At 73.7% G+C, this 24,250-nt stretch carries 28 protein-coding genes; 9 read left to right on the top strand and 19 right to left on the bottom strand.

Features of this window, described 5'->3' with window-relative positions; genetic code table 11:
* Positions 1–94: 94 nt before the first annotated feature.
* From OO48_RS15895 to OO48_RS35180, 7 genes are all read right to left on the bottom strand, one after another.
* Entirely contained in the window at positions 95–550 is a 456-nt protein-coding gene (locus tag OO48_RS15895; RefSeq protein ID WP_033216616.1) for a DUF4429 domain-containing protein, read from the bottom strand.
* Between the two features lie 395 nt (positions 551–945).
* Positions 946–1,383, bottom strand: coding sequence for a hypothetical protein (locus OO48_RS15900; RefSeq protein WP_033216618.1), 438 nt, complete (start codon positions 1,381–1,383; stop codon positions 946–948).
* 37 nt (positions 1,384–1,420) lie between these two features.
* The gene (locus OO48_RS15905; protein ID WP_033216725.1) at positions 1,421–1,879 is read right to left on the bottom strand and encodes a hypothetical protein; all 459 of its coding nucleotides are present in this window, start codon (positions 1,877–1,879) and stop codon (positions 1,421–1,423) included.
* 196 nt (positions 1,880–2,075) lie between these two features.
* Entirely contained in the window at positions 2,076–2,297 is a 222-nt protein-coding gene (locus tag OO48_RS15910) for a hypothetical protein (RefSeq protein ID WP_157845460.1), read from the bottom strand.
* A gap of 150 nt (positions 2,298–2,447) precedes the next feature.
* Positions 2,448–2,642 (bottom strand): transposase, encoded by a 195-nt coding sequence (locus OO48_RS39855; RefSeq protein WP_245194667.1) that lies wholly within the window; start codon positions 2,640–2,642, stop codon positions 2,448–2,450.
* Positions 2,643–2,788: 146 nt separating this feature from the next.
* On the bottom strand, positions 2,789–3,508 hold the full coding sequence (locus OO48_RS15920) for a response regulator (RefSeq protein WP_033216620.1): 720 nt from the start codon (positions 3,506–3,508) through the stop codon (positions 2,789–2,791).
* On the bottom strand, positions 3,505–4,614 hold the full coding sequence (locus tag OO48_RS35180; RefSeq protein WP_157845461.1) for a sensor histidine kinase: 1,110 nt from the start codon (positions 4,612–4,614) through the stop codon (positions 3,505–3,507). Before OO48_RS35180 ends, OO48_RS15920 begins: the two co-directional genes overlap by 4 nt.
* Before the next feature lie 191 nt (positions 4,615–4,805).
* Here OO48_RS35180 and OO48_RS15930 point away from each other — a divergent pair, with 191 nt between their 5' ends.
* Positions 4,806–5,396, top strand: coding sequence for a hypothetical protein (locus OO48_RS15930; RefSeq protein WP_245194668.1), 591 nt, complete (start codon positions 4,806–4,808; stop codon positions 5,394–5,396).
* Positions 5,397–5,575: 179 nt separating this feature from the next.
* Here OO48_RS15930 and OO48_RS15935 read toward each other — a convergent pair whose 3' ends face one another.
* The gene (locus OO48_RS15935; protein ID WP_033216622.1) at positions 5,576–6,505 is read right to left on the bottom strand and encodes a LysR family transcriptional regulator; all 930 of its coding nucleotides are present in this window, start codon (positions 6,503–6,505) and stop codon (positions 5,576–5,578) included.
* Between the two features lie 169 nt (positions 6,506–6,674).
* On the opposite strand from OO48_RS15935, the gene OO48_RS15940 reads away from it, so the two are divergent.
* Complete coding sequence (locus OO48_RS15940; RefSeq protein ID WP_033216624.1) at positions 6,675–7,442, top strand: class I SAM-dependent methyltransferase; 768 nt, start codon at positions 6,675–6,677, stop codon at positions 7,440–7,442.
* A gap of 84 nt (positions 7,443–7,526) precedes the next feature.
* Here OO48_RS15940 and OO48_RS41040 read toward each other — a convergent pair whose 3' ends face one another.
* Positions 7,527–7,820, bottom strand: a complete 294-nt coding sequence (locus OO48_RS41040; RefSeq protein ID WP_342449650.1) for a TetR family transcriptional regulator — start codon at positions 7,818–7,820, stop codon at positions 7,527–7,529.
* 10 nt (positions 7,821–7,830) lie between these two features.
* Between OO48_RS41040 and OO48_RS15945 the strand changes: the two genes are divergently transcribed.
* A complete protein-coding gene (locus OO48_RS15945; RefSeq protein WP_033216626.1) occupies positions 7,831–8,820 on the top strand; it encodes a hypothetical protein in 990 nt (329 codons plus the stop codon).
* A gap of 433 nt (positions 8,821–9,253) precedes the next feature.
* On the opposite strand, the gene OO48_RS15950 is transcribed toward OO48_RS15945, so the two are convergent.
* Positions 9,254–10,159, bottom strand: a complete 906-nt coding sequence (locus tag OO48_RS15950; RefSeq protein ID WP_033216628.1) for an oxidoreductase — start codon at positions 10,157–10,159, stop codon at positions 9,254–9,256.
* Positions 10,160–10,296: 137 nt separating this feature from the next.
* On the opposite strand from OO48_RS15950, the gene OO48_RS15955 reads away from it, so the two are divergent.
* Entirely contained in the window at positions 10,297–11,172 is an 876-nt protein-coding gene (locus tag OO48_RS15955) for a helix-turn-helix transcriptional regulator (protein WP_033216629.1), read from the top strand.
* A gap of 55 nt (positions 11,173–11,227) precedes the next feature.
* Here the strand turns inward: OO48_RS15955 and OO48_RS38335 are convergent, their stop codons facing one another.
* The 3 genes from OO48_RS38335 to OO48_RS38340 are packed head-to-tail and all read right to left on the bottom strand — an operon-like array spanning position 11,228 to position 12,724.
* Complete coding sequence (locus tag OO48_RS38335; protein WP_033216631.1) at positions 11,228–11,926, bottom strand: L,D-transpeptidase family protein; 699 nt, start codon at positions 11,924–11,926, stop codon at positions 11,228–11,230.
* Complete coding sequence (locus OO48_RS15965; RefSeq protein ID WP_033216633.1) at positions 11,919–12,416, bottom strand: SigE family RNA polymerase sigma factor; 498 nt, start codon at positions 12,414–12,416, stop codon at positions 11,919–11,921. The genes OO48_RS38335 and OO48_RS15965 overlap by 8 nt, the downstream gene beginning before the upstream one ends.
* Positions 12,413–12,724 carry a hypothetical protein gene (locus tag OO48_RS38340; RefSeq protein WP_157845464.1) on the bottom strand — a complete coding sequence of 104 codons (312 nt, stop codon included), beginning with the start codon at positions 12,722–12,724 and terminating at the stop codon, positions 12,413–12,415. The genes OO48_RS15965 and OO48_RS38340 overlap by 4 nt, the downstream gene beginning before the upstream one ends.
* Positions 12,725–13,109: 385 nt before the next feature.
* Here OO48_RS38340 and OO48_RS15970 point away from each other — a divergent pair, with 385 nt between their 5' ends.
* The gene (locus OO48_RS15970; protein WP_033216637.1) at positions 13,110–14,162 is read left to right on the top strand and encodes an aldo/keto reductase; all 1,053 of its coding nucleotides are present in this window, start codon (positions 13,110–13,112) and stop codon (positions 14,160–14,162) included.
* Here the strand turns inward: OO48_RS15970 and OO48_RS15975 are convergent.
* On the bottom strand, positions 14,122–15,162 hold the full coding sequence (locus OO48_RS15975; RefSeq protein ID WP_081952161.1) for a DMT family transporter: 1,041 nt from the start codon (positions 15,160–15,162) through the stop codon (positions 14,122–14,124). The two genes, OO48_RS15970 and OO48_RS15975, sit on opposite strands and share 41 nt — an antisense overlap.
* A 48-nt stretch (positions 15,163–15,210) precedes the next feature.
* Here OO48_RS15975 and OO48_RS15980 point away from each other — a divergent pair, with 48 nt between their 5' ends.
* Positions 15,211–15,726: a MarR family winged helix-turn-helix transcriptional regulator gene (locus OO48_RS15980; RefSeq protein ID WP_033216639.1), complete on the top strand. Its 516-nt coding sequence runs from the start codon at positions 15,211–15,213 to the stop codon at positions 15,724–15,726.
* A gap of 101 nt (positions 15,727–15,827) precedes the next feature.
* Positions 15,828–16,175, top strand: a complete 348-nt coding sequence (locus OO48_RS15985) for a hypothetical protein (protein ID WP_033216641.1) — start codon at positions 15,828–15,830, stop codon at positions 16,173–16,175.
* 90 nt (positions 16,176–16,265) lie between these two features.
* On the opposite strand, the gene OO48_RS15990 is transcribed toward OO48_RS15985, so the two are convergent.
* Positions 16,266–17,363: a winged helix DNA-binding domain-containing protein gene (locus OO48_RS15990; protein ID WP_033216643.1), complete on the bottom strand. Its 1,098-nt coding sequence runs from the start codon at positions 17,361–17,363 to the stop codon at positions 16,266–16,268.
* A gap of 203 nt (positions 17,364–17,566) precedes the next feature.
* On the opposite strand from OO48_RS15990, the gene OO48_RS15995 reads away from it, so the two are divergent.
* Positions 17,567–18,529 carry a TerC family protein gene (locus OO48_RS15995; RefSeq protein ID WP_033216645.1) on the top strand — a complete coding sequence of 321 codons (963 nt, stop codon included), beginning with the start codon at positions 17,567–17,569 and terminating at the stop codon, positions 18,527–18,529.
* A gap of 30 nt (positions 18,530–18,559) precedes the next feature.
* On the opposite strand, the gene OO48_RS16000 is transcribed toward OO48_RS15995, so the two are convergent.
* Positions 18,560–18,886 (bottom strand): putative quinol monooxygenase, encoded by a 327-nt coding sequence (locus OO48_RS16000; RefSeq protein WP_033216648.1) that lies wholly within the window; start codon positions 18,884–18,886, stop codon positions 18,560–18,562.
* A 691-nt stretch (positions 18,887–19,577) separates the two neighbouring features.
* Between OO48_RS16000 and OO48_RS16005 the strand changes: the two genes are divergently transcribed.
* Complete coding sequence (locus OO48_RS16005; RefSeq protein ID WP_051732189.1) at positions 19,578–21,272, top strand: serine/threonine-protein kinase; 1,695 nt, start codon at positions 19,578–19,580, stop codon at positions 21,270–21,272.
* A gap of 74 nt (positions 21,273–21,346) precedes the next feature.
* Here the strand turns inward: OO48_RS16005 and OO48_RS16010 are convergent, their stop codons facing one another.
* Genes OO48_RS16010 through OO48_RS16020 form a run of 3 tightly spaced genes read right to left on the bottom strand, consistent with a single transcriptional unit; the run spans position 21,347 to position 24,114 of the window.
* A complete protein-coding gene (locus OO48_RS16010) occupies positions 21,347–22,402 on the bottom strand; it encodes an ABC transporter substrate-binding protein (protein ID WP_033216649.1) in 1,056 nt (351 codons plus the stop codon).
* A gap of 40 nt (positions 22,403–22,442) precedes the next feature.
* Positions 22,443–23,300 (bottom strand): ABC transporter permease, encoded by an 858-nt coding sequence (locus tag OO48_RS16015; protein WP_033216650.1) that lies wholly within the window; start codon positions 23,298–23,300, stop codon positions 22,443–22,445.
* Positions 23,290–24,114 (bottom strand): ABC transporter ATP-binding protein, encoded by an 825-nt coding sequence (locus OO48_RS16020; RefSeq protein ID WP_033216652.1) that lies wholly within the window; start codon positions 24,112–24,114, stop codon positions 23,290–23,292. Before OO48_RS16020 ends, OO48_RS16015 begins: the two co-directional genes overlap by 11 nt.
* Positions 24,115–24,250 lie beyond the last annotated feature (136 nt).

The following is a 24,250-nucleotide window of genomic DNA, read 5'->3' on the forward strand; positions in this document are numbered from 1 at the left end:
GAGAGCTACCTCGCCGGCCTCCAGCTTCGCGGCGCAATGATCTGGATCAAGGACCTCGCCAAGACCACCCCTTGATCACAACCGAATACGCTCCCTAGGAGCCCAGGATCCGGGCCTTGGCGCTCTCGTACTCCTGGGCGGACAGCGCTCCGGAGTCCGCGAGCTGCTGGAGCTTGGTGAGTTCGTCGGCCAGCGAATCCGTCGGCACCGGCCGGTGTTGGCGGACGATCGCTTCGTCGACGGCTTCTCGGAGCTCCTCGAACGCGGCGGCCTGGTTCTTCATGACGATCACGCTGTTCTCGTCGTGGATCGCGCTATTCGTCTGGTTGCCGAATCCGGACCGGCGCTCGGTGCCGCCCGGCACGGTGAACTGGATGAAGCCGTTCACCAGCTTTCCGGGCGGCTTCCATTGGACGGCCGTGATATGCGAGATGTGGATCCGTTTCTCGCCCTTGCCGACCGACGTCCGCGCCAGAAAACCCTTCCGGGTGATGGTGATGTACTCGCCGTCGAACGTGACCTGACCGTTGTATCCCTTGGCTTCGATCATGAATCCAGGATCAGCAGACCTGCCGGTTCCCGCACCTCGCCACGGTCCAGCGGCAGCGGCAGTGCCCCGGAGCAGCTCGCGTAGCTGGAGGCCCTCGGCGTGGCCTGGCAGTCCGGGCCCCGGCGGCCGGGCTGCCGGGGCGTAGTGGAGGGTCTGGAGGCCGTCACCCGCGGGTGGCGGCCTCTTCCTCTTGTGCACCTGGTCGGGGCGGGTTTCTGGGAGCACCGGCGTCCCGGCCGGGACCGGCTCGACAGCGGTGCGCGCCACACCCCTGTCGGAACCGGCCCGTGGTGCACCAGCAACACCTGCTGCGACCAACGGCATCTGATCAATGGCGATGTTCACTACCCAGCGCCGGTCGTGCCCGACGACCGCGGCCCTTCACTTCGACACCGTCACCGACGGGCCTCAGGGGAACGACTGCAGTCCTGAACCGGACCAGCCGTGGTCCCGCACCCCCGCTCGTCGAGGAGGTCTGTGATGTGACGGGAGCTCGCTGCGGCCGGGATGGGGACGATGTCTTCGTTGGACTCCACCATCGCCACGGCGGGGGTACCGGGGGGAAGCAGGCCGAGGAACCAGGCGATCGTGTCGGCCCAGAACTCGGGAGTGCCGTCGCGGAGGATCAGGTGTCGGTGGTCGACGTAGGTGCCGTGTCGTGGCTCGCCGTCGATGGTGATCTCGAAGTCGACGTAGTCGGCGCGGCTGACAGGCGCGTACTTGTGCCAGGTCTGGACGCCGGGGAAACGCGTAGCGAGGTGCCGTTCGACGTCATGCCTGCCGAGCGGCCACGACATGCCCTCGGGAGCGGCGACGAAGATTGCGTCCTGCACGGGTCTGCCTCCGTCAGGGGACGACGCGGACGTTCTACTACCCGCAGTTGTCCGGCTGGAGCGAGTGCACCGTCGCCAGCGTGAGCGTGGTGCGCCTGAGCACCTGGGCCCGGATGAGCCGGACCGTAGGCGGGATCGGCAGGGTGACGGGGGTGCGGCTCCACCGAAGCCACAGAGCCAGGTGGCCGAGCTCGGCGGCCTGGACGAGCTTGTCGAGGGACCACGCCTTCGTGCCCCGGTCCACCTCGATGCTGATCAGCCGTCCCTTGCCGGAGCGGTGCCGCAGCTGCAGGTCGAGGCGCCCGGTCCGGCCCTGCCGGGTAGCGGTGAGCAGGTTGACCTCCCGCCGGACCTCATATCCCAACTCGGTCGCCCAGGCGGCCACCGAGTTGGTGAAGAAGGCGGTCACTTCGGGGGTGGACAGGTCAGTGAACTGCTGGCGGTTGAGCCAGGCCCGCAGGGAGTTGGCGGCGGCATCCAGCCCGGCTTCTGGCATGAGCAACAGTCTGCCCTGTGGGCCTGACAGCTCGTCACGCCGCGCGCTGATCCTGGCCATGGCCGTCCGGCGGACGGGTCCACGAGGTGCCTCCCGTTCTCGTGAACATCAACCACGGTCCGGGGCGGGGAGCCTCCCGGAGCGGTGAACAGGGGAACTGCTCTATGTCAATCCCTTGGAGGCGTAGAGACCTTCCTTATGCGGCCAGGTTCTCCTGATGGCAGCCGGCGCGTGCTTCGCTGATGATCCGGTGGAAGAAATGCCTGATCCTCTCCTCCAGCCGCGCGCGCCTGAGCTCGCGGTTCGTCGGTGCGGCCGGTCTGCGACGCCACTTGTAGAACCACGCCTCGGAGACGCCGAGCGCGCGGCAGGAGACGGAGTGCGGTATGCCGTGTCCGGTCCTCTGGTCGCTGATCACCCCGACGAGTGCCGCCGGGTCCGCCACAGCTCCTTCACCCACAGGTCCATGCAGCGTTTGAGGACATCACGCTCCATGACCAGCTCCTTGTTCTCCCTCGTCAGCTCGGCGTTGCGCCGCCGCAGCCGCTTCAGCTCCTCCTGGGCACTCTCACCCCGCCCGCCCGCCCGCCCGCCCGCCACCGGCCGGGCCGGACTGCCGGGCCCGGGAGACCCAGCTGGCCAGCGTCGTGTCGTTGATCCCCAACTCCCTCGCGACCTGCGCGACCGGCTTGCCGGTCTCGGTCACGATCCGCACAGCCCCCTCACGGAACTCCGCGTCGAACTTCCGCCTCTTCTCTGCCATGACTCCCAACTTCCCCTGCAATCACGGCCTCTACGCTACGAGGGGATGCTCAGTCGCGAGGCGGTCGCGCCATCGGGCGGCCGCGGCGTGGGCCGGGCTGTCGGGCGGGGCCGGCAGCCCGGTCCGCCCGGTGGCGGTGAGGCCGCTCAACCGTGCGGGCCGCAGTCCGGGGACCGGTTGCCTGCCGCCTGCTTCCACGCCCAGGCTGCGATGCCCACCCGGTTACGGGTGCCGAGCTTGCGCTGGATGCTGGCGAGGTGGTTCTTCACCGTCCCCGGGGAGATGTAGAGCCCCGCGCCGATCTCGGCGTTGGTCGCCCCGCCTGCCACCTGCTCGGCGATCTCCCGCTCCCGCGCGGTCAGTTCCTCGACCGGGCCGCCTGTCGGCGGCCTCGCCGCCGCGGCACCGGCGACCGGTCCGGGCTTCGGCTCCGCTCCCGGGAATGCCATGTGTCGCAGGAGCCGCACGGTCACCTGGGGGCTGATCAACGCGTCTCCGGCAATCGCCGCCCTGACCGCCTCGGTCAGGAGGACCGGCCCCGAGCGTTTGAGCAGGAACCCCGCCGCACCGTGCCGCAGGGCCGTGTGCACGTACTCGTCCAGGTCGAAGGTGGTCACCACGATCACCTTGCACCAGTCGGACAGGTGCCGGGTGACCTCCAGGCCGTCGAGTTTCGGCATCCGGATGTCCGCGAGCACCACGTCCGGCCGCAGCCTCCGGGCCGTCTCCACGGCCGCGGCGCCGTCCGCTGCCTCGGCCACCACCGTCATGTCCGGCTGGGCGTCCAGGATCATCCGGAACGCACTGCGGACGTCCGCCTGGTCGTCCGCGACCAGGATCCGGATCGGACCCGTGCCCGTGTTCATGCCCGCGCCTCCCCCGTGCCGATCCGCGTCGGCTCCTGCGGTCGTTCCGGCCCACCGGGGGCTGTCTCCAGTGGCAGCGACGCCGTCACCCGCCAGCCCTGCCTCCCGTACGGGCCTGCTTCCAGCGAGCCGCCGAGGGCTTCCACCCGGGCTGCCAGCCCCGGGAGCCCGCTCCCGCCGCCCCGCCGCGGGCGCCCTCCCGGCGCCGGCGCCCCGCCGTCGTCGGTCACGGTCACCTCCAGCCGTTCGCCGTTGCGGCGGGCCCGCACCTCGACCGTTCGAGCCACCGGGGCGTGCCGCCGGACGTTGGTCAGGGACTCGACCACGATCCGGTGCACGGTGCCCTCCACCTCGCGCGGCACCGGCCCTTCCGGCAGCTCCACCCTGACCTCGGCACCGCCCGCGGCGGTGAACTGCTCGGCGACTCCCGCGAGTCCGGCGAGGCCGGGCTGCGGACCGCGGTCGGCCGCCTCCTGGCTGCGCAGCAGCTGCACCGTGCGGTCCAGCGAGGCCAGCGCCCGCTGCCCGGCCTGCTCTATCCGCTCAAACATCTCGGCCGCCCGCGCCGGGTCGACGGAGGCCAGGTACGCCCCCGCCTGGGCCTGGGCGACCATGCCGCTGACGTCGTGCGCCACGAAGTCGTGCAGGTCGTGGGCGAGTTCGAGCCGCTGGGTCCGCCTGGCCTCGGCCACCGCCCGGGCCCGGCCGTCGTCCAGGCCCCGCAGGTAGAGCCCGATCAGCACGGCCGGCAGGGACAGCATCGATCCGAAGCCGAAGAGCGTGAGCGCGTCGGTGGGCCCGTCGAAGCGGGACGGCCAGAGCGCGACCGCTCCGCCGGCCGTCCAGGCCGCCGCCGCGCACCGCGGGCCGTCCTCGGCGCGCAGGCTGAGAACCACCGCCAGCAGCAGGGCGGCCAGTTCGACCAGCCCGACCACCCCGGCCCAGCGTTCCGCCTCCGTCCAGGGGCCGGTGGCCCAGAGGGCGGCCGTGACCGTCACGGACGCCGCACCGCACGCGGTCGTCACCGCCGCCGCCCCGTACCGCCCGCGGACCGACCAGGTCGGCAGCAGGAGGGCCGGGACCACCAGGGACAGGAGCTGAGTCACCGTCACCGCCTCTCTTGGACTGCCGCCACATTACGACGCCGATGGGGGGCTGCGCCTGTGCCGATCGGCATATTCGGCAGGCCGGTTGAGCAGGGACATCAACCCGATCGGCACTGTCGCGGGCCCGCTCCGGACGGCCAGCCTTGAGGCACCGCACCGGCCGAGGGGCCGGGGCCGGAAGGGAGTCCACCGTGTCGAAGCTTGCGATCAACGCCTCCAGCACCGCGCGCCGGGCGGGGCCGGCCGGGGTGGGGGACGCGGCCGTCCCCGCGGTCCCGCCCGCCCCGCGCTGGGCCCGACTCGCCGCCGGGGCCACCGTCTGGACCACCGTCCCCTCCGGGCTGTGGCGGATCGTCTTCGGCTTCGGCGTGCCGCTCGGCTTCAGTGGTGCCACGGCCGCGCAGCACGCCGCGCACCAGCCAGGGTGGGGCACCGCCTACTGCGTGGTGCTGAGCGCGGTGGCCGAGGCGTTGGCCTTCCTGACCCTCGGCCTGGTTCGGCCGTGGGGCCGGGTGGCGCCCCGCTGGGTCCCGCTGGTCGGCGGCCGACGGGTGCGCCCGCTCGCCGCGATCGTCCCGGCCGCGCTGGGCTCGGCGGTGTTGACCGCGCTCGGCGCGCTCGCCCTGTTCGGCGGCTGGAGCCGGAACATGGCGGACCCGGATTCCCCGCACGGCTTCGCCGGGCTGGTGATGACCCTCGCGTACCTGCCCCTGGTGGCCTGGGGCCCGCTGCTCGGCGCGGTCACCGTCGACTACGCCCGTCGCACCCTGGGGCGCCGGTGAGGACGGGGGCGCGCTCCGGGGGCGGCCCGAGTCCGGCCGGGTCCGGACCGCGCGGCGGAGAGCGGCCGGTGCGCGGTGCCGCGGTGGGGCCGGGCGCGTCGCGGAGGGCCGCGCCGACGCGTGGACGTCGCTGGCGGGGCGGCGGCACCGCCGAACCGCCGGTTCAGGGGCCGTGCCGCTCAGGTGGTGGGGCGGCCCGCCGACTCGTATCCCAGGTCGCGCCATTCCTGCAAGAGCAGGCGCAACGCCTCGGTGACCGCCGGCCGCCGCCCCGTGCCCGACCGCCACAGGGCGTGGACCTGTCGCATGGGGGCGGGTTCGAGCGGGATCGACACGACGCCGTCCGGCAGCGGCCCGCGTCCGAGGCGGCCGACGAGCACCACCCCGAGGCCGGCCGCGACCAGCGCGAGCTGGGAGGCGGCCTCGGACGCCTGGTGGGCGAGTACGGGCTCGTGGCCGAGTCCGCGCATGGTCAGCTGCACCCAGTCGTGGCAGACGGCCCCCGGGGGCGGCGTGATCCAGTCCACGCCGACGAGGTCCTCGCGGGACAGGACGGTCCGAGGCGCCAGGGAGTGGGCGGCCGGCAGGCACACCTCCACCGGATCTTCGCCGATCAGCGTCCTCTCTAGGCCGCTCGGCACGGGCAGCCGGGCCAGCTCGGCGTCGTGCGCCAGACCGAGGTCGGCGACGCCCTGCGCCACCAGCTCGGCGCAGGCGTGGTCGAGCGCCTCGATGGTCCGTACCGTGAGGTCCGGATGCGCGGAGGTGAGCTTGGCGAGTGCGCCGGGCAGCAGTCCGCGGACGGCGGTCGGGGAGCTGGCCACCGTCAGCGTTCCGCTCGGCCGCCCCCGCCGCTCCTCCAGTCTCGCCTCGGCCTCCTGCGCGACGGCGAGCAACTGCCCCGCGGCCGCGACCAGGTGTTCGGCGTCGCCGGTGAGGGTGACGCCGCGGGCGTGGCGCTCCAGCAACGTGGTGCGGGTCTCCCGTTCGAGCTTGGCGATCTGCTGGGAAACGGCCGATGGGGTGTAGCCGAGGGCGGCAGCGGCGCCGCTGATGGAGCCGTGCACCGCCACCGCCCGCAGGGTGCGCAGCCGGGACAGGTCCAGCACGGGCCACCTCCGGCTTTCAGCATCGCTTCACGCCACCGTGAACGGATCCGGGCTGGTGCGGCGGTGCCGGGGCCCGCAAGATGATCAGCGGGCGGGCCCGCCAGCCGCAGGCACTGGGGCCACAACTCGCTTCGCCAGACGCCCATTTCCCCTACCGGAGGAGACGCCCATGCCGCAGACCCCGTCCGCTGCAGAGCACTACGAGCGGTTGCTCGCCGCACACTACACGTGGATGCTCGGCGGCGACATCCGCCCGGTCGCCCAGACGCAGGCCGAACTCCTGGAGAGGCTGGGTGTGCTGCCGCGGTCCGGCAACGACGTCGCCGTCGACCTCGGGTGCGGTCCCGGCCCCCAGTCGCTGGCCCTGGCACGACTCGGCTACGCGACGGTGTTCGCCGTCGACACCAGCGCCAGGCTGCTCGACGAGCTCAGCGAGTACGCGAAGGAGGCGCCCGCGATCCGCCCGGTGCGCGCCGACATCCGCGAAGCGCTGCCCCGGCTGGTCGCGGCCGGGTCCGCCTCGACCGTCGTCTGCATGGGCGACACCCTGACCCACCTGCCCGCCGCGCACGACGTCACTCGGCTGATGGCGGACGCCGCGCACTGCCTCGCCGACGGCGGGCTGCTCGTCCTGACCTACCGCGACCTCAGCACACCGCTGTCGGGGGCCGATCGGTTCCTGCCCGTACGGGCCACCGACGACCGCATCATGACGTGCTTCGTCGAGTCCGGCGCGGAGGACACCGTCACCGTCCACGACCTGATCCACACCCGCACCGAGGACGGCTGGTCACTGCAGGTCGGCAGCTACGCGAAGCTCCGCCTCGCTCCCGCGTGGGTCGCCGAGCAGTGCCGGGCCGCCGGGCTCCGCGTCCAGGAGGACGGCATCGGACCGCGGGGCCTGCGCCTGCTCACGGTGGTCAAGGGAGAGGAGTGAGCGGCGGCCGGGCCTCGGTGCCGCTCCGCCCCGGGATCGGGATGCCGAGCGGCGGCCCCGGCGGCTGACGGCTGACGGCGCAGTTCACCGTCGCCGTCCTCTTCTCGCCGGCTGAGCCCGGGTCCGGACCACCGGCGGGTCCGGACCACCGGAACGGTCGGCGAGCGGTGGCGTCGGGCCGGGGCGACAGGGCGGGGCGAGGACGGTTTCCCGGAAGCGGGCCACCGTCTCCTCCACGGCTGCCAGGTGGAGTTCCTCCTTGGTGCCGAACGGGCCGATCACGCCAGCCTTGCTCATGCCCAGGTCGTCGGCGAGCGCCCCGATGGTGACGCCCTCCAGGCCGGCGGCGACGGCCAGGGCGAGGAGGCGGTCGAGGATCCGGGCGCGAGTGGCGGTGGCGTCGGCGGTGGAGGAGTACCTGCGCCGTACCGGGCTGGTGAGCCGGTTGGCGAAGGCGCTGCCCGAGCAGGTGCAGGGGGCGCTGTCGGAGGCCGCGGACGAGCTCGCGCTGCCCGGGCTGGTCGGTTCCGCGGTCGGCCAGGTAGCCACCGCCGTGGTGCGGGCGGTAGGCGAGCGCCGTGCCACCGCCCGGGCGCTGGCCGGCTGCCCGCGGCTGGCGGACCTGCTGGAGGCGGAGCCCGATGTAGAAGCGCTGTCCTTCTATCCGCACCTGCTCGCCTACGAGATCGACCGGCTGCCGGCGAAGAAGGCCGGCGTGCCGGTGGTGCTGCTGGACACCTTCGAGGACACCGGCGACCGCACCCACCGCGACCTGGAGCGCCTGGTGCAGCGGGTCGTGTGGCTGATGCCCGACGCCCTGTTCGTCGTCACCGGACGCAGCCGGCTGCAGTGGGCCGACGCGGCGCTGCAGGGCCAGCTCGACTACACCGGCCCGGCGGCGTGGCAGCAGCTCGCCGCCCGCGTCCTCTCCGCCCGCGCGGGCACCGCGGACGCCTTGCCCGCCGCGGCGCCGGGCACCGCGGCCGCCGGCACCGGCACCGGCACCGGCAGCAGGGCGGAGGCCGACCGGCAGGTGCTCATCGGCGACTCCAGCCCGGAGGACTGCGAGGACTACCTCACCCGCCGCCTGAGCGGCCCGGACGGCGAGCCGCTGATCGGCGCACCGGTCCGCCACGCGATCGCCGCCCGCTCCCACAGCCTGCCGCTGTTCCTCGACCTCGCCTCGATGCGCTTCCTGGAGACCCGCCGCACCCGCGAACCCTCCCCACAGGACTTCGACCACGACTTCCCCGCCCTCGTCGCCCGCACCCTGCAGGACCTCACCCCCGACGAGCGGCACGTCCTGCGCGCCGTGAGCCTGTTGGGTTCTGTCCGCGCGATCACGAACGGAGCCAGATGGCCAGGGCGGCGACCGTGACGGTGCCGGGGAAGGGCCCAGACCCGGGACGGTGAACGGGACCTCGAGGGCCTGTTCCGCGCTCTCGCGAGGTAGCCGAACGAGCGCCTGCACCAAGGCGCATGTCCGTCGGTGACAGCCGGTTGCTTCGGCCCGGCCGAGCACCCGCCAGGACAGATCCCCCGTCAAAACCGCGCGGGAGCCGCGCGGGGGCCGACTTCCGAGCAGCCGGGGAAGTCGGCCCCTCCTGCGGTGCGGCCCTGTCGGAATCGCCCGGGCGGCATGAGGTCCTCTGGCGTTCGATCCCGGCCCCCGACCGGGGCGTTCGAGGTCCTGTGCCGTTCGTTCCGCGGTGCTGCCGGGTGCTGCCGGGTGCGGGCCGGGGCGGCAGGCGGCGGATCAGGTGTGACGATCTCGTGGGGTGAGGACGCGGGGCGGCTTCGCGTTCCGGTGCTCAGAGGTAGTGGACGCCGGTCAGTGCCTGCGCCGCCGACCAGAGCCGTCCGCCGACGGTCGGATCGGCCGCTTCGGGGCTGAGCCGTGCCCGGGTGACGCGGCCCCGTGTTTCGAAGAGTCCGGCCGGCCCGAAGAACTGGCCGCCGTGCGCGTCGGGATCGGTCGCGGCTCGCAGTTGCGGCAGTGCGCCCTGCTCCACCGCCTGGGTGGCGAGCAGGCCGAACCATGCGATCGCCCGTCCGAGCCGGCCGCGGTGTTCCCAGGCGCGGGGCGTCAGGTTGGTGCGGGTGAGGCCGGGGTGGGCCAGCGTGCTGGTGACGGGTGACCCGGCGGCCCTCAGCCGGCGGTCCAGTTCGATTCCGAAGACCGTGGTGGCGAGCTTGGAGCGGCCGTAGGCGGATGAGGCGCGGTAGTCGCGTTCGGCCATCAGGTCGTCGAAGTCGAGGTGCGCGCTCTTGTGCGTGATGGAGCTGAGGCTGACCACGCGCGCTTCCGGCGCGGCGGCCAGCGCGTCGAGGAGCAGACCCGTCAGGGCGAAGTGTCCCAGCATGTTCGTGGCGAACTGCAGCTCGAAGCCGTCGGCGGAGGTGCGGCGCGGGCCGAGCAGGACCACCCCGGCATTATTGACCAGCAGATCGACGGCCGGGTGGTCGGACGTCAGTTCGGTGGCAAAGGCGCGCACCGAGGCGAGAGAGGCCAGGTCGAGTTCGCGCACCTCGACGTCGCCTCCGATCCGGCGGGCGGCCCGCTCTCCGGCGGCGGTGTTGCGGACGGCGAGCACGACGCGGGCGCCACGGCGGACCAGTTCGGTCGCGGTGACCAGCCCGAGGCCCGAGTTGGCTCCGGTGACGACGGCGATTCGGCCGTGCTGGTCGGGAATGCGGTCGGTGTTCCATCCGGCCATGCGGTGCTCCTTGCGAAGGCGTGGATCCGTGCGGTGGAGCACGACAGTAGGAGCACGGCGGGACACCGGGGTGGTCCCCGCCTGCCTGGGTCTGCGCGACCCACCATGAACGCCCGGTACGGCGCCACACTGGTGGCATGACCCATCCGTACGCCCGTGAACTCGGTGATTTCCTGCGCGCCCGGCGCGGCCGGCTGCGTCCGCGCGACGTGGGCCTGGAGCCGGGCGGACGGCGCAAGGTCACCGGACTGCGGCGAGAGGAGCTGGCCCTGCTCGCAGGGCTGAGCACCGACTACTACCAGCGGATGGAACAGGGCCGCGAGACGCGCCCGTCCGACACCGTCCTGGACGCGCTCGCCGACGCGCTCGTCCTCGACGACACCGAACGACGGCACCTGTTCGCCCTGGCCCGCGCCGCCCGGCGGCCCACGCCCGTCCGGGCGGAGCGCGGGCCGGAGCAGGTCCCGGACAACACGCGGCGGCTGCTGCAGGTGATGAACACCCCGGCGGTCGTAATCGGCCGGCACCTGGACCTGCTCGCCTGGAACCCCATGGCGGAAGCGCTGCTCGGCGACCCGGGCGACCACCCCGCGCACCGGCTCAACATGCTCCTGCTGATCTTCGACGACACCGCGACCGGCGAGCGCAGCTGTCCGGACTGGGAACAGCAGGCACTGGACTACATCGGGATGATGCGCTCCGCCGTCGCCGCCGACCCCACCCATCCGCGTGCCACCGCGATCGTGGGCGAACTGAGCATCCGCAGTGCCGAATTCAGACGCCTGTGGGCCCGGCACGATGTCCGCTCGTCGATCAGCGGCACCAAGGTCTTCCACATGCCCGAGGTCGGTGACATCGCCCTCGACTGGGACACCTACCCCCTGCCCGGTGCGCCGGGCCTGGCCATGCTGGTCTGGACGGCCGCGCCGGACAGCGCCGACGCAGACCGGCTGCACCTCCTGGCCTCACTGCACGCGACCCGCCGACAGGCGCCGGCGCCGGAGCGGCGCTGAGTGGCAGCGGAGGGTGGCGGCGGGGCCGGGGAAGGCCGGGTGGCCGCCGTTCCCGCTACGGGGAGGGTGGTGCGCCGGACGGGCCGTCGGTGGAGGAGCCGACCACCTCGACGGTGTCGCCGGGATCGACGTGGTCGTAGAACCACCGTGCGTCGTCCGCCAGCAGGCCCACGGCCCCGTGGGTGGTGTTCGCCTTCCCGATGGCGGAAGGGGACAGCCAGGGCATCGAGCAGACGTAGGTGGTGGTCGTGCCGTCGGGCCGGACGAGCCGGACGCACCAGGCCGCGGTCGCGCCGTCCTGCCCACCGGAGGGGCCGTCGTCGGACATTCCGACCTTCGGGAGCTTGTCCTGGACCGTCATCCGTCCTCTCGGTGTCTCGCTGCCCGGCCGACCCGCCGTGACGTCCAGTACCGTCACCTGGCCGTCCTTCCCGGTGACCGTCATCCTGTGGCTGTCGGCGTCGATGACGGCACTGGGTACCGCGGCCTCGGCCTGACTGCCCGTCGGTGACGGCGAGGCGGCGGGCGGGGCCGGCGGCCGCGGTGCCGCGCCGGACCGAAGGCCGCCGGCGATCACGACGGCAGCCGCGAGCACGGCCGCGGACCCCAGCACGGTACGGCGCCGACGGCGGCGCCGGAGACCGGTGCGATGAACTTCGGCGGGCGGCAGGGGGACCGCGGACGGAGCGTCGGCGACCAGTTGCCGCAGGGCGACGGAGAGGTCGTCGGTGTCGGGGCCGGCGTGGTCAGGCACGGATGAGTTCCCTCTCGTCCCGGTCGGAAACGTGTTCGGCCAGTGCGGCCCGGCCGCGGGAGAGCCGGGCCTTGACGGTGCCCTCGGCGACCCCGGTCTCCCGGGCGACCTCGGCCACGGTCAGATCGCACAGGTGGAAGAGGACGATGGCCTGCCGCTGCGCCGCCGGGAGCCTGCGCAGCCCCGCGACCAGCGCGGTGTGCTCGGGCCCGGGGCCGGGCGCGTCCTCGGGCAGGTGGTTGCGGAGCATCAGGTCCAGGCCCCGGCGCGCCCGTCGCCAGCGGCTGACGGCCAGCCGCCAGGCCACCGTACGGATCCAGGCGTGGGGTGACCCCGAGTCGCTCAGTTGCCCGCGCCGCCCCCAGGCGCGCAGGAATGCTTCCTGCACCGCGTCCTGCGCCTCGCTGTAGTCCCCCGTCATGGCGTAGATCTGCCCCACCAGAAGGGAGAACGAAGACACGTAGAACGCGTCGAACTCCTCGTCGGTCATCCCGTTGCCGTTCCCGTCATCCGCGTCGAACGCACGCGCGTCCGACCGTAGTACCAACGCCGTGAGCGGCCGGTTGCATCGAATACCCGACGGATCCGCGCCGCCCCCGGTCCGTCCCGGGTCCAGAGCCGGAAGCGGCGGTGCACCGTCGACTTCGACGGCCCGGAGACGATCGCGGCGGACACCGCCTCGTCGTCCGGCTTCGCGGTCCCGCCTCCCTGCGGCCGCAACCGGGCCACCGGCGGCAACGGCTCCACCAGGTCCCACAGGCCGACAGGAACGATCCGACCCCGCCCGTCGCTGCCCATGGCCGATCCGCGGATCGGCCACCACAGGGGACACGCGGCAATGACCCGGCGGCGCCCCGCGCGGTGGCGGGAGCCCGCAGACGACTCGCGGACGACTCACGGGCAATTCGCTGGCATGAAGGCGCGGGTGCGGGGCAGGCGTCCGGTGCGGCGGACGAGGGCCCGGCCGATTCCCCCCTGAGGCCGGGCCCCCCGCCGCGTCGTACGCGGGTGGTCGCGAAGGTGGTTCCGGCAGACCCAGGTCGGGCGGTACCGGGGTCGGGCGGAACCCTGGGCGGCGGCGCGCGCGGGGACGACGATGGGTGGTGCGCCGCGAGGGACGCCGGGAGGACGGCGGCCGGCGGCGCGCACCGCCCGGACACCCGAACGTGAGGAACACCCGACGATGAACGCTCTGCCCACCACCCGGCTCGGCGGCACGGACCTCGACATCACCCGGCTCGGCTTCGGCGCGTGGGCGCTGGGCGGCGCCGGCTGGCGCTTCGCCTGGGGCGCGCAGGACGACGCCGACTCGATCGCGACCGTCCACCGGGTCGTCGAGGCCGGCGTCAACTGGATCGACACCGCGCCGGTGTACGGCCTCGGGCACTCCGAGGAGGTCGTCGGCAAGGCGCTGGCCGCGCTCCCGGAGTCCGAGCGCCCCTACGTCTTCACCAAGGTCGGCCTGGTGTGGGACCCGGCGGACCCGTCCGCCGCGCCGCGCAAGCTGCTCAAGCCGGCCGGCATCCGCGCCGAACTGGAGGACTCGCTGCGCCGCCTGGGCGTCGAGCGGATCGACCTCTACCAGGCGCACTGGCCCGGCGACGGCGCGCTGCTCACCTTCGGCCCCGACGAGGACCCGGCCGCCACGGCCCGGCACGCCACCGCCCTGGAGGAGTACTGGGCGACGCTGGCCGAGCTGAAGGCGGAGGGCAAGGTGCGGGCGATCGCGCTGTCCAACCACGACACCGCGCAACTGGCCGCCGCCGAGGCGGTCGCCCACGTCGACGCCATCCAGCCGCAGTTCAGCCTGCTGCACCGGGAGGCCGCGCCCGAACTGGCCTGGGCGCACGCCCACGGCACCGGCTCGATCGTCTACCAGCCGCTCCACTCCGGGCTGTTGACCGGCGCGTTCACCGCCGAGCGGGTCGCGGCGCTGCCGGTCGACGACTGGCGCCGGGGCGTCCCCGAGTTCACCACCGGCCTCGCGGCCAACCTCGCCCTGGTCGACGCCCTGCGCCCGATCGCCGAGGCGCACGGCACCACGGTCGCCGCCGTCGCGCTGGCCTGGACGCTGGAGTGGCCCGGTGTCACCGGCGCGATCGTCGGCGCCCGCCGCCCCGAGCAGGTCGACGGCTGGATCGAGGCGGGCGCGCTGCGGCTGACCGAGGACGACCGGGACGCGATCGCCGCCGCGCTCACCACCACCGGCGCCGGGGCCGGGCCGGTGTGTCCGTGAGTTCGGGCGCGTCGGCGAGCCCCGGTGCGTCCGTGAGTTCGGGCGCGCCGGCGAGCCCCGGGGTGTCGGCGAGGGCCGGCGCACCCGGGGCCGGACGGGGGTGAGGGCGGGGGTGCGGGTGGGGACGGGCGCCGCGGGGCCGGCCGAGCAGGATGCCCGCCACGACCAGGGCCATCCCGGCGAACCGGGCCGGGCCCGGGCGCTCGCCGCCCAGGGCGGCGCCGAGCAGGACGCCGGTGACGGGGTTCAGCAGGCCGATCAGGCCGACGGTGGCGGCGGGCAGGCGGCGCAGCCCGGCGAACCAGACCAGGAAGGCCAGCGCGGTGGCGATCAGCGAGGTGTAGCCGAAGGCGAGCAGCGCCGCGCCGTCCAGCGCGGGCGGGGCTCCCTCGGCCAGGGCCGCCACCGGCAGCAGGAGCAGCCCGCCGAGCGTCAACTGCCAGGCGGTGGAGGCCAGTACGCCCGGCCCGCCACCCCCGTCCGGGCTCCCGCCCCCGGTCGTCCAGCGGGTGGCGAGCACGTAGCCGACCGAGGAGACCAGCAGCGCTCCCGGCGAGGCGAGCAGTCCGGGCAGGCCGGCCGGGCCCGCGCCGTCCGCGAGCATCAGGGCCGCGCCGCCGACGCCGACCGCGCCGCCCGCGAGCTGGGCGGGCAGCGGGCGTTCGCCGGCCAGCAGCCAGGCGCAGAGCATCAGGGCCGGCGGGGACAGGGCCATCACCATGGCGGCGGTGCCCGCCGGGAGCCACTGCGAGGCCAGGTAGACCAGGACGAAGAAGGCGGCGGTGTTCAGCGTGCCGAGCACGGCCGAGCGCCACCACCAGGCGCCGCGCGGCAGTCGCCGGGCGGCGGCGAGCAGCAGGAGTCCGGCGGGCAGGGCGCGCAGGGCGGCGCCCCAGAGCGGGGCGTCGGCGGGCAGGTAGCGGTGGGTGACGTAGTAGTTGGCGCCCCAGGCGATCGGGGCGAGGGCGGTGGGCGCGCCCCATCGGAGGAAAGCTTCCATGGAAGACAATATAACTTCCACGGAAGACGTTCGGGCTATGCTGGTGCCATGGAGCAGCCCCTCGACCACGTCGCCCGGATCCAGGCCGCCTGGCGGCGCGAACGGCCGGACCTGGACGTCGCCCCGCAGGGCGTGATCGGCCGCCTGCACCGGGTCGCCACCCTGCTCACCCACGAGCTGTGCGCCGTCTACGCCCGCTACGGCCTGGGCGAGGGCGAGTTCGACGTGCTCGCCGCCCTGCGCCGGGCCGGGGCCCCGTACGAGCGCGCGCCCGGCGAGCTCGCCGCGCACACCATGGTCACCACCGGGGCCGTCACCAAGCGCATCGACCGCCTGGAGCGGGCCGGGCTGGTCACCCGCCGCGCCGCCACCGAGGACCGGCGCGGCCGGGTCGTCGCCCTCACCGGGGCCGGCCGCGAGCTGATCGACCGCGCCTTCGCCGACCACATCCGCAACGAGCACGAACTCCTCGCCGCACTCGACCCCGCCGAGGCCGCCCAGTTGGAGGCCCTGCTCACCGGCTGGCTCGCCCGCCTCGAACCCCCGGCCGCACCGGCCCCCTGAGCGCCGCACCGAACGAATCGGTCGAAAAGCCGCGCATGCCCGTGCCGGAACCGGGCAACCGATCCGCAGAACGACGAACTCCCGTCCCGAAGGAGGCAGTTGTGAGTGACGGCATGTGGGGCTACGAGAAGGCCGAGGGCTACAACCCGGGTGTCGACCTGACCGGCTACCGGGTCGAAGCCACCGACGGGCACATCGGCAAGGTCGACAAGCACTCCTACGAGGCCGAGGACGGCTACATCGTGGTCGACACCGGCCCGTGGATCTTCGGCCGAAACGTGCTGCTCCCGGCGGGCGTCGTCCGGCGGATCGACGAGGAGGCCAAGACGGTCTGGGTCGACCGCGCCAAGGAGGAGATCAAGGACTCCCCCGAGTACCACCGCGAGTCGCACGCCCTGGACGCCGACTACCACCGCGGCCTGGGCGGCTACTACGGCACCGGCCTGTGATCCGCCCGCCGGCGTGAGAGACGCCGCCGCGCCCCGTCGGCGGACGGGGCGCGGCGGTGCGTCGTGGTGCCGTCACCGTCCCCGGCCCGCCTACGGGTTGGCGGCCCCCCGGCCCGCGGGTGCGAACACCACCCGCTGCCCGGGCCCGAGGAACGCCGCCAGCCGCTCGGCCTCCGCCGCCACCTGCTCGGCGGCGGCGTCCGGCAGCGGGCGGAACGGACCGACCAGCAGCTCCGGGCCGCGGACCGCCCAGACGCCCGCGACGAAGCCGTCCAGCAGGAAGGTCGGCCGGACCCGGGCCGAGCCCGGCATCACCCGCGGGCGGTCGGGGTCGGCGAGCACCCGGGTGCGGTCCGCGTGCCCGAGCAGCAGGTTGTCGTACGCGGGCAGGAAGCGCACCGGGACGGGCCGGTCCAGGTCGGCGAGCACCGCGTCCGGCAGGTCGAACAGTTCGGTGCCCCGCTCGTCGCGGTGCACCCGCAGCCGGGGGCGCAGCTCCTCGAACACCGCCCGCATCCGGGTCAGTCCGGACCAGACCTGGAAGTCCCGCACCCCGGCCGGGCCGAACGCCGCCAGGTAGCGCAGCACCGCCGCGCCCGCCGACAGTTCGCCGGGCCGCTGCTCGGCGAGGGTCAGCGAGGTGTTGGCCCGGGTGCCCCAGCCGCCCCAGGCGGAGCTGTCCGGCCCGTGGACCACCGGCAGCCGCAGCTGCACCGCGGCCGCCAGCAGCCTCCCGTCCCGCCCCGGGTGGCGGGCGGCCAGCTCGGCGGCGAGGGCCTGCCGCGACAGCGGACGGCCGGTCAGCAACTCCCGCCCGGTGGCGGCCAGTTCGTCCAGGTCGAGCCCGTCCGTGGCGGGTGCGAAGTACCGGGACCGCGAGGTCCGGTCCAGCACCGGCTGGAGCAGCGGCCGCCAGCGGCCGAAGTCCGCCCCGCCGGAGAGGTGCTGGGTGCTGCGCAGCGAGGCCGAGCGCACCACCCGCCCGTCCGCGAGCGGCGCCGCCAACTCCTCGCGCCGGAAGCCCTCGATCCGGGCCCACAGCCCCAGGTAGGGCCAGTTCGGCTCCTGCCCCTGGAGCGCGATCAGCCGCTCCACCACCTCGGGCACGGACAGCCCCGTCCGTCCGGTCAGGAACTGCCGTTCGAGCAGCGTCCGGTTCAGGGTGCGGACGGACAGCACGTCGTTCATGCGGTGCGGGTTCTCCCGTCGGGTGGTGGACCTGCCGCCACGTTACGGGCCGAAGCGGTCACTTCCCGTCCGCAATTGCGGTGCCGGTGCGCAGGAGCGGGCCGCTCGTCGGGTGTGTCGGGCGGGCGGATCGATCTTCGACGGTCAGGATGGAGCTCCCCACGCCGCCCCGCCCCGCCCCGGGGCACCGCCGAGGAGCAGCCATGGACGTATCCGCGGGCCTGTGGGCCGCCACCATCGCGGCGCTGATCGCGCTGATCGTGGCCGACTTCTTCATCGGCGGCCGCAAGCCGCACGAGGTCTCCATCAAGGAGGCCGGCATCTGGACCACCGTGTGGGTGTTGCTGGCGGGCCTGTTCGGCGCCTTCGTGTGGGGGTACGGGGGGTCGAAGCCCGCGGTGGAGTTCTTCGCGGGCTACATCACCGAGAAGTCGCTGAGCATCGACAACCTGTTCGTGTTCATCCTGATCATGGGCAAGTTCGCGGTGCCGAGGATCTACCAGCAGTGGGTGCTGATGTTCGGCGTGATCGTCGCCCTGGTGCTGCGCGGCGTCTTCATCGCGGGCGGCGCCGCGCTGGTCGCCAAGTTCTCCTGGGTGTTCTACCTCTTCGGCGCGTTCCTGGTCTGGACGGCCGTCAAGCTGCTCAAGGAGGCCGGGCAGGACGAGACCGAGGAGGAGTTCGAGGAGGGGCGGCTGCTGCGGCTGGTCAAGAGGCACGTCCCGTCGACCGACGAGTACCACGGCACCAAGCTGTTCGTCCGGATCGACGGCAGGCGGCTGATGACGCCGATGACGACCGTGATGCTGGCCATCGGCACCACCGACGTGCTGTTCGCGCTGGACTCGATCCCGGCGATCTTCGGCCTGACCCAGGACGCGTACATCGTCTTCACCGCCAACGCCTTCGCGCTGATGGGGCTGCGCCAGCTGTACTTCCTGATCGGCGGCCTGCTGACCAGACTGGTCTACCTGTCCTACGGCCTGTCGGTGATCCTCGGCTTCATCGGCGTCAAGCTGATCCTGCACGCCCTGCACGAGAGCGGCGTGCACGTGCCCGAGATCGGCATCGCGTTCTCGCTGGCCTTCATCGTGGTGGTGCTGGCGGTCACCACCGTCGCCAGCCTGCTGGCCTCCCGGAAGGCGAAGGACGCGGCCGGCGCCTGACGGCGGGTCGGGCGCCGGCCGCCGGCGGGCTCAGCCGCGCGGGCTGAGCTCCGCCATCGCGCTCCAACCGGTGCCGGGCACCTCGACGTTGACGATCTCCGGCGTCCGGGCGATGAAGTCGGGCATCCAGGCCATCGCGGTCTTGAAGTGCTCCGACTCGACGTGCCGGGCACCGGCCTCGCCGTCCCGGAACGCCTCCAGCAGCACGTACTGGTGCGGGTCGTCGACGCTCCGGGACCACTCGAAGAAGACGTTCCCCTCCTCGGCCCGGGTCGCGGAGGTGAACTCCTCGACCCGCTCGATCCAGCTCGCGCCGTACTCGGGCCGGACGGTGAACTTCACGGCGATGAAGATCACGACTGCTGCTCCTCTGCGCTGGGTTCGCACACGCTCGCGTATGCCTTCACCTGCAACGATCGCAGACTTCACGGCCGCCGCGCGCCACCGGTGCCGCAGGTACGCCGCCGCGACCTCCCGCAGCCGCCCGTGCAGGCCGTCGTACGCCCGGGCCCGGCCCGGCACGGACTTCGGCGGCTTGACGGCCATCGTGTAGTCGGTGTCGCAGACGTTCGCCGCCGGGGCCAGGCCGGGCCGCCGCCCTTGACCGGGTCGACCACCGCGGTGGTGCGCACCGCCGTCTCCACCGCCGTCCCGCACACCTCGCCCTCGCCCTGCCGGGCGTGCCCGTCGCCGATCGCCGGCAGGGCGCCGTCGCCGCCGGGCCGGGCGGTCGTCAGCGGCGCCCGGCCGCCGAAGGCGTGGGCCCGGTCCTCCGGGCCGGGGGAGGGGCGGACGATCTCGGGCGGGGTCACGGGGCCTCCTCCACGGGGGCGTCGGCCGGGGCGCACCCGGCGACGGACGGTTCGGGCTTGAGGCCGGTCGCGATCAGACCGGTCGGCACCAAGGCGCCGACCGGCAGCCGACCGGCAGCCGGCCGAAGCCGAGCCGCCGGCCCGCCTCGCCGCGCTCTGACGCCGGGGCCGTGAGGTGCGGGGACGGGGGCGGGAGGGTGCGATGGGCGTCCGTCCGAGCCCCTACGATGAGCGGCATGACGACAGCGGGGCCGGGCGGCCAACTGATCGACGGCCGCTTCGAGTTGGTGTCGCGGCTCGGCGGCGGCGGGATGGGGCTGGTCTGGCGGGCCAGGGACGCGCTGCTGGAGCGGGAGGTGGCGCTGAAGGAGGTGCGCCCGCCGGATCCGGCGGTGCTCGACGCCGATCCGGCGGCCGCGTACGAGCTGCGCGAGCGCGTCCTGCGGGAGGCTCGGGCGCTGGCCCGGTTGCAGCACCCCAACGTGGTGACCATCCACCACATCGTGGACAACGCCGAACTCGCCCACCCCTGGCTGGTGATGGAGCTGGTCTCCGGCGGCTCCCTGCACGACCGGATCCGCCGGGGGCCGCTCGCGCCGCAGGAGGCCGCCCGGATCGGCCGGGGGCTGCTCGCCGCGCTCACCGCCGCGCACGCGGCCGGGATCCAGCACCGGGACGTCAAGCCGGGCAACGTGCTGCTGCGCGCCGACGGTACCCCCGTCCTCACCGACTTCGGGATCGCCGCGCTCAGCGAGTCCACCGGCCTGACCGCCACCGGCGCGCTGATCGGCTCGCCCGAGTACATCGCCCCCGAGCGGATCCGCGGCCAGGAGGGCGGCCCCGCCTCCGACCTGTGGTCGCTCGGCATGACGCTGTACGTCGCCGTCGAGGGGCACCACCCGCTGCGCCGGGCCAACAGCATCGCCACCCTCGCGGCCATCCTCGACCAGCCGCTGCCGCCGCCGGTCCGCTGCGGCGCGCTCGGGCCGACCCTGCTCGCGCTGCTCGCCCGCGACCCCGCCGAGCGGCCCGACGCGGCCCGGCTCGACCGGCTGCTCGCCGCCGCCGAGCAGGGCGTCGACGGCACCCTCGGCGGCAGCCCGGCCTTCTCGCCGACCGAGACCAACTCCCCGATCCCGTACAGCCGGACCGAGACCGACGGCGTCCTGCCGCACGCCCCCACCGGGGCGGGCCGGCCGCCGCGGCCGCGCCGGCGCACCGGGCGGGTGTCGGCGGCGGTGGTGGCCGGGGCCGCGGTGCTCGGGCTGCTGGGCTGGACGCTCGGGTCGGAGCTGTTCGAAGGGAAGAAGGCCGACAACGGCCACGTCCCCCTCGCGAAGGTCACCGCCCCGGCGAGCACCCCGGCCACCCCCGGGACGTCCGCCGGTGCCGGTGCCGGTGCGAGCGCAAGTACAGGTGCCAGTGCCAGTGCCAGTGCAGGTATAGGTGCCGCCGGACCCGCCGCCGGCCCCGGGGCGTCCGTCGACCCGGGTACCGGCCTGCTCACCGCCGAGGGCGCCCGCGGCCTGGTGGAGAAGATCCGCGCGGCCACCGGCAGCACCACCGTCATCGACATGTCGATCTATCCGGAGTACGCCAACGCCCGGGTGCTGAAGAAGGACGACCCGACGCGCTACGACGACGTCAGCTACCGCAACGGCAAGCTCACCAGCCGGCCCGGCGGCACCGTCGTCCCGGGACAGGACCCCGCCGACCTGGCGAAGATCGACTGGAACCAGGTCCCGACCGTGATGGCCACCGCCAGGGACCGGCTCGGCGTCCCGAACCCCGCGTCGAGCTACCTGCACGTCGACTACGGCTGGTTCGCCGACGAGATCACCCTGCGCTACTACGTCTCCGACGAGTACCACAGCGGTGGCTACCTCACCGCGGGCGCCACCGGGAAGGTCCTCCGGGTGGTGAAGTCCTGACCGGCCGGAGCACCGCGGCGGCCCCGCCCCCCCGCTGTCCGGGAAGGGGGCGGGGCCGCCGCGGCGGGCGGGCGTCAGCCGGCGGCCTTGGTGACGAACTCGGTGGTGTACGTCCTGGCGAGGTCGATGTCCGACTCCTTGCCCCGCACGTCCGGGTGGAAGGCGGCCAGCACGGCCAGCACGGTCTTCGGGCCGTCGGCGGGCATCACGCCGTCGGTGGTGAACATCGGCAGGGTGGCCTTGATCGCGGCCGCGTACTCGGCGGCGCCGCCCTGCGCGTAGTCGGCGGGCATCTGGGCGGCGATCTCCTCCGGGGTGTGGGTGTTCATCCACTTCAGCGTCTTCACGAAGGCGTCGGCGAGCTTCTGCACGGTGTCCTTGTTGCCGTCCACCCACGAGGTGTTCATGTACAGCGAGGAGGACGGGTACAGGCCGCCGAGCGCCGCCCGGGAGCCCTCGGGGGTACGCATGTCGTACAGCACGGTGCCGAGCTGCTTGGACAGGATGTTGGCCACCGTCGGGTCGGTGGTCATGCCGGCGTCGATCGAGCCCTGCTGGAGCGCGGCGATGAAGGTCTGGCCCGCGCCGACCGCGATCGGGCTGAACTCGCTGACGTCGACGCCGTTCTTGACCGCCAGGTACTTGGTGAGGAAGTCGGTGGAGGACCCGATGCTGGTGACGCCCAGCTTGCGGCCCTTGAAGTCCGCGCCGGACTTGATCGCGTCGGCCTGCTCGGCGGACACCACCTCCACTTCGCCGGGGGCCTGCGAGAACTGGACGACCGACTCGACGCTCTTGCCCTTGGCCTGGAGGTCGATGGTGTGGTCGTAGAAGCCGACGGCGCCCTGCACGTCGCCGGCCAGCAGCGCGGTGGTGGCGTTGACGCCGGCCGGCTCGCTCAGCAGCTCGACGTTGACCCCGGCGTCGGCGAAGTAGCCGAGCCGCTGGGTCAGCATGGCCGGCAGGTAGATGACCTTGTCCAGGCCGCCGACCATGATCTTGACGGTCGGCCCGTCGACCTTCTTCCCGGCGGGGGCGGCGCCGTTGTGGGACGTGGCGGCGTCGTTGGCACAGGCGGCCAGCGGCAGCAGGAGGACGGCGGCGAGGGCGGCGGCAGCGGTTCTGCGCATGGTGGGGGAGCCTCTCAGGGGCGGACGGGGCGGGGGAGGGTCAGCGGCCGTCGCCGGCGTCGGCCGGCTTCCAGCGGAACAGGCGCTTCTCGGCGAAGGTCAGCAGGCCCTCGGTGAACAGCGCGACCACGGCCAGGATGGTCATCGCGGCGTACACGCCCGCCGCGTTGAAGGTGCCCTGCGCGGCCGCGACCATCAGGCCCAGGCCCTTGGTGGCGCCGATGTACTCGCCGACGATCGCGCCGATCAGCGCGAAGCCGAAGCTGACGTGCAGGCTGGTGAAGATCCAGGTGGTGGCGGCCGGGACGACCACCTGCAGGGTGACCTTCCGGCTGTCCGCGCCCAGGATCCGGGCGTTGGCGACCAGGTTGCGGTCCACCTCGCGGGCGCCCTGGAAGGCGTTGAAGAACACCGGGAAGAACACCAGCACCACGGCCGAGGCGACCTTGGAGGCCGGGCCGAGGCCGAACCAGATCAGGAAGATCGGGGCCAGCACGATCCGCGGGATCGCGTTCAGCACCTTGACGTACGGGCCGAACACGTCCGCCAGGAACCGGACCCGGCCCAGCGCGATGCCCAGCAGCACGCCGCCGACCACGCCCAGCACCCAGCCGGTCAGCGCCTCGTACAGGGTGTAGCCGATCTGCTCGCCCAGCGAGCCCTGCGCGGTGCCGTGGGTGACCCACTGCCAGATCTGGGCCCAGATCCTCGACGGCTGGGAGAAGTTGAACGGATCGATCACCCCGGTGCGCGCGCACACCTCCCACAGGCCGAGGAAAGCGGCCAGCACGGCGGCCCGGGCCCCGTACACGCCCAACTTCCGATTGCGGGCCGCCCGTTCGCGCACCTCGGTGCGGGTGACGGCGGGGGTGGCGGGGGCGGCGGTCTCAAGCGGCACGACCCGCTCCTCTCTCACGGGTGATCCGGACCTCTTCGCCGAGCGAGGCCCAGATCTCGCGGTACAGCTCGACGAAGCGCGGCTCCAGCCGGACGGCCTCCACGGTGCGCGGGCGTGGCAGGTCGACGGTGAAGACCTCCTTGACGGTGGCCGGCCCGGCCGTCATCACCACCACCCGGTCGGCCAGCGCGATCGCCTCGTCCAGGTCGTGCGTCACGAAGACCACGGACGAGCCGGTGCCCGCCCACAGTTCGAGCAGCTGGTCCGACATCAGCGCCCGGGTCTGCACGTCCAGCGCCGAGAACGGCTCGTCCATCAGCAGGATCCGCGGGTCGTTGACGAAGGTCTGGGCCAGGGCGACCCGCTTGCGCATGCCGCCGGAGAGCTGGTGCGGGTAGCGGTCCTCGAACGCCGACAGCCCCACCCGGGACAGCCAGTCGCGGGCCTTCTCCCGGGCCCGGTCGGCCGGCACCCCGCGGAACCTCGGCCCCGCCATCACGTTCGACAGCACCGTGCGCCACGGGAACACGGCGTCCTGCTGGAAGACGAAGCCGACGTGCCCGTTGATGCCGGACACCGGCTCCCCGTACACCCGCACCTCGCCCTCGGTGGGCTCCTCCAGGCCGCTGACCAGTGTCAGGGTGGTGGACTTGCCGCACCCCGTCGGGCCGACGACGGCGACGAACTCGCCCGGGGCGACGGTCAGGTCGAGCTCCCGGACGGCGGTGTGCAGGGTGCCGGACGGCGTCCGGAAGCGTTTGGTCGCTCCGGTCAACTCGATCGCCGGGACGGCCCCGGCCTCGTGCGGGTCCACGTGAACCACCTACCTCCTCGGCCGGCTCCCTCGCCGGCCCGCTGCTGTGGACCGGGACGCTACGAGGGGCGGCGGGTGCGGCGGGAGCCTTGCGGGCGTAACGCGGCTTTGCCGCGTTGAGGGCTGTTGTGCTCGT

It is taken from the genome of Kitasatospora phosalacinea (genome assembly GCF_000716545.1).
Lineage (GTDB): Bacteria > Actinomycetota > Actinomycetes > Streptomycetales > Streptomycetaceae > Kitasatospora > Kitasatospora phosalacinea.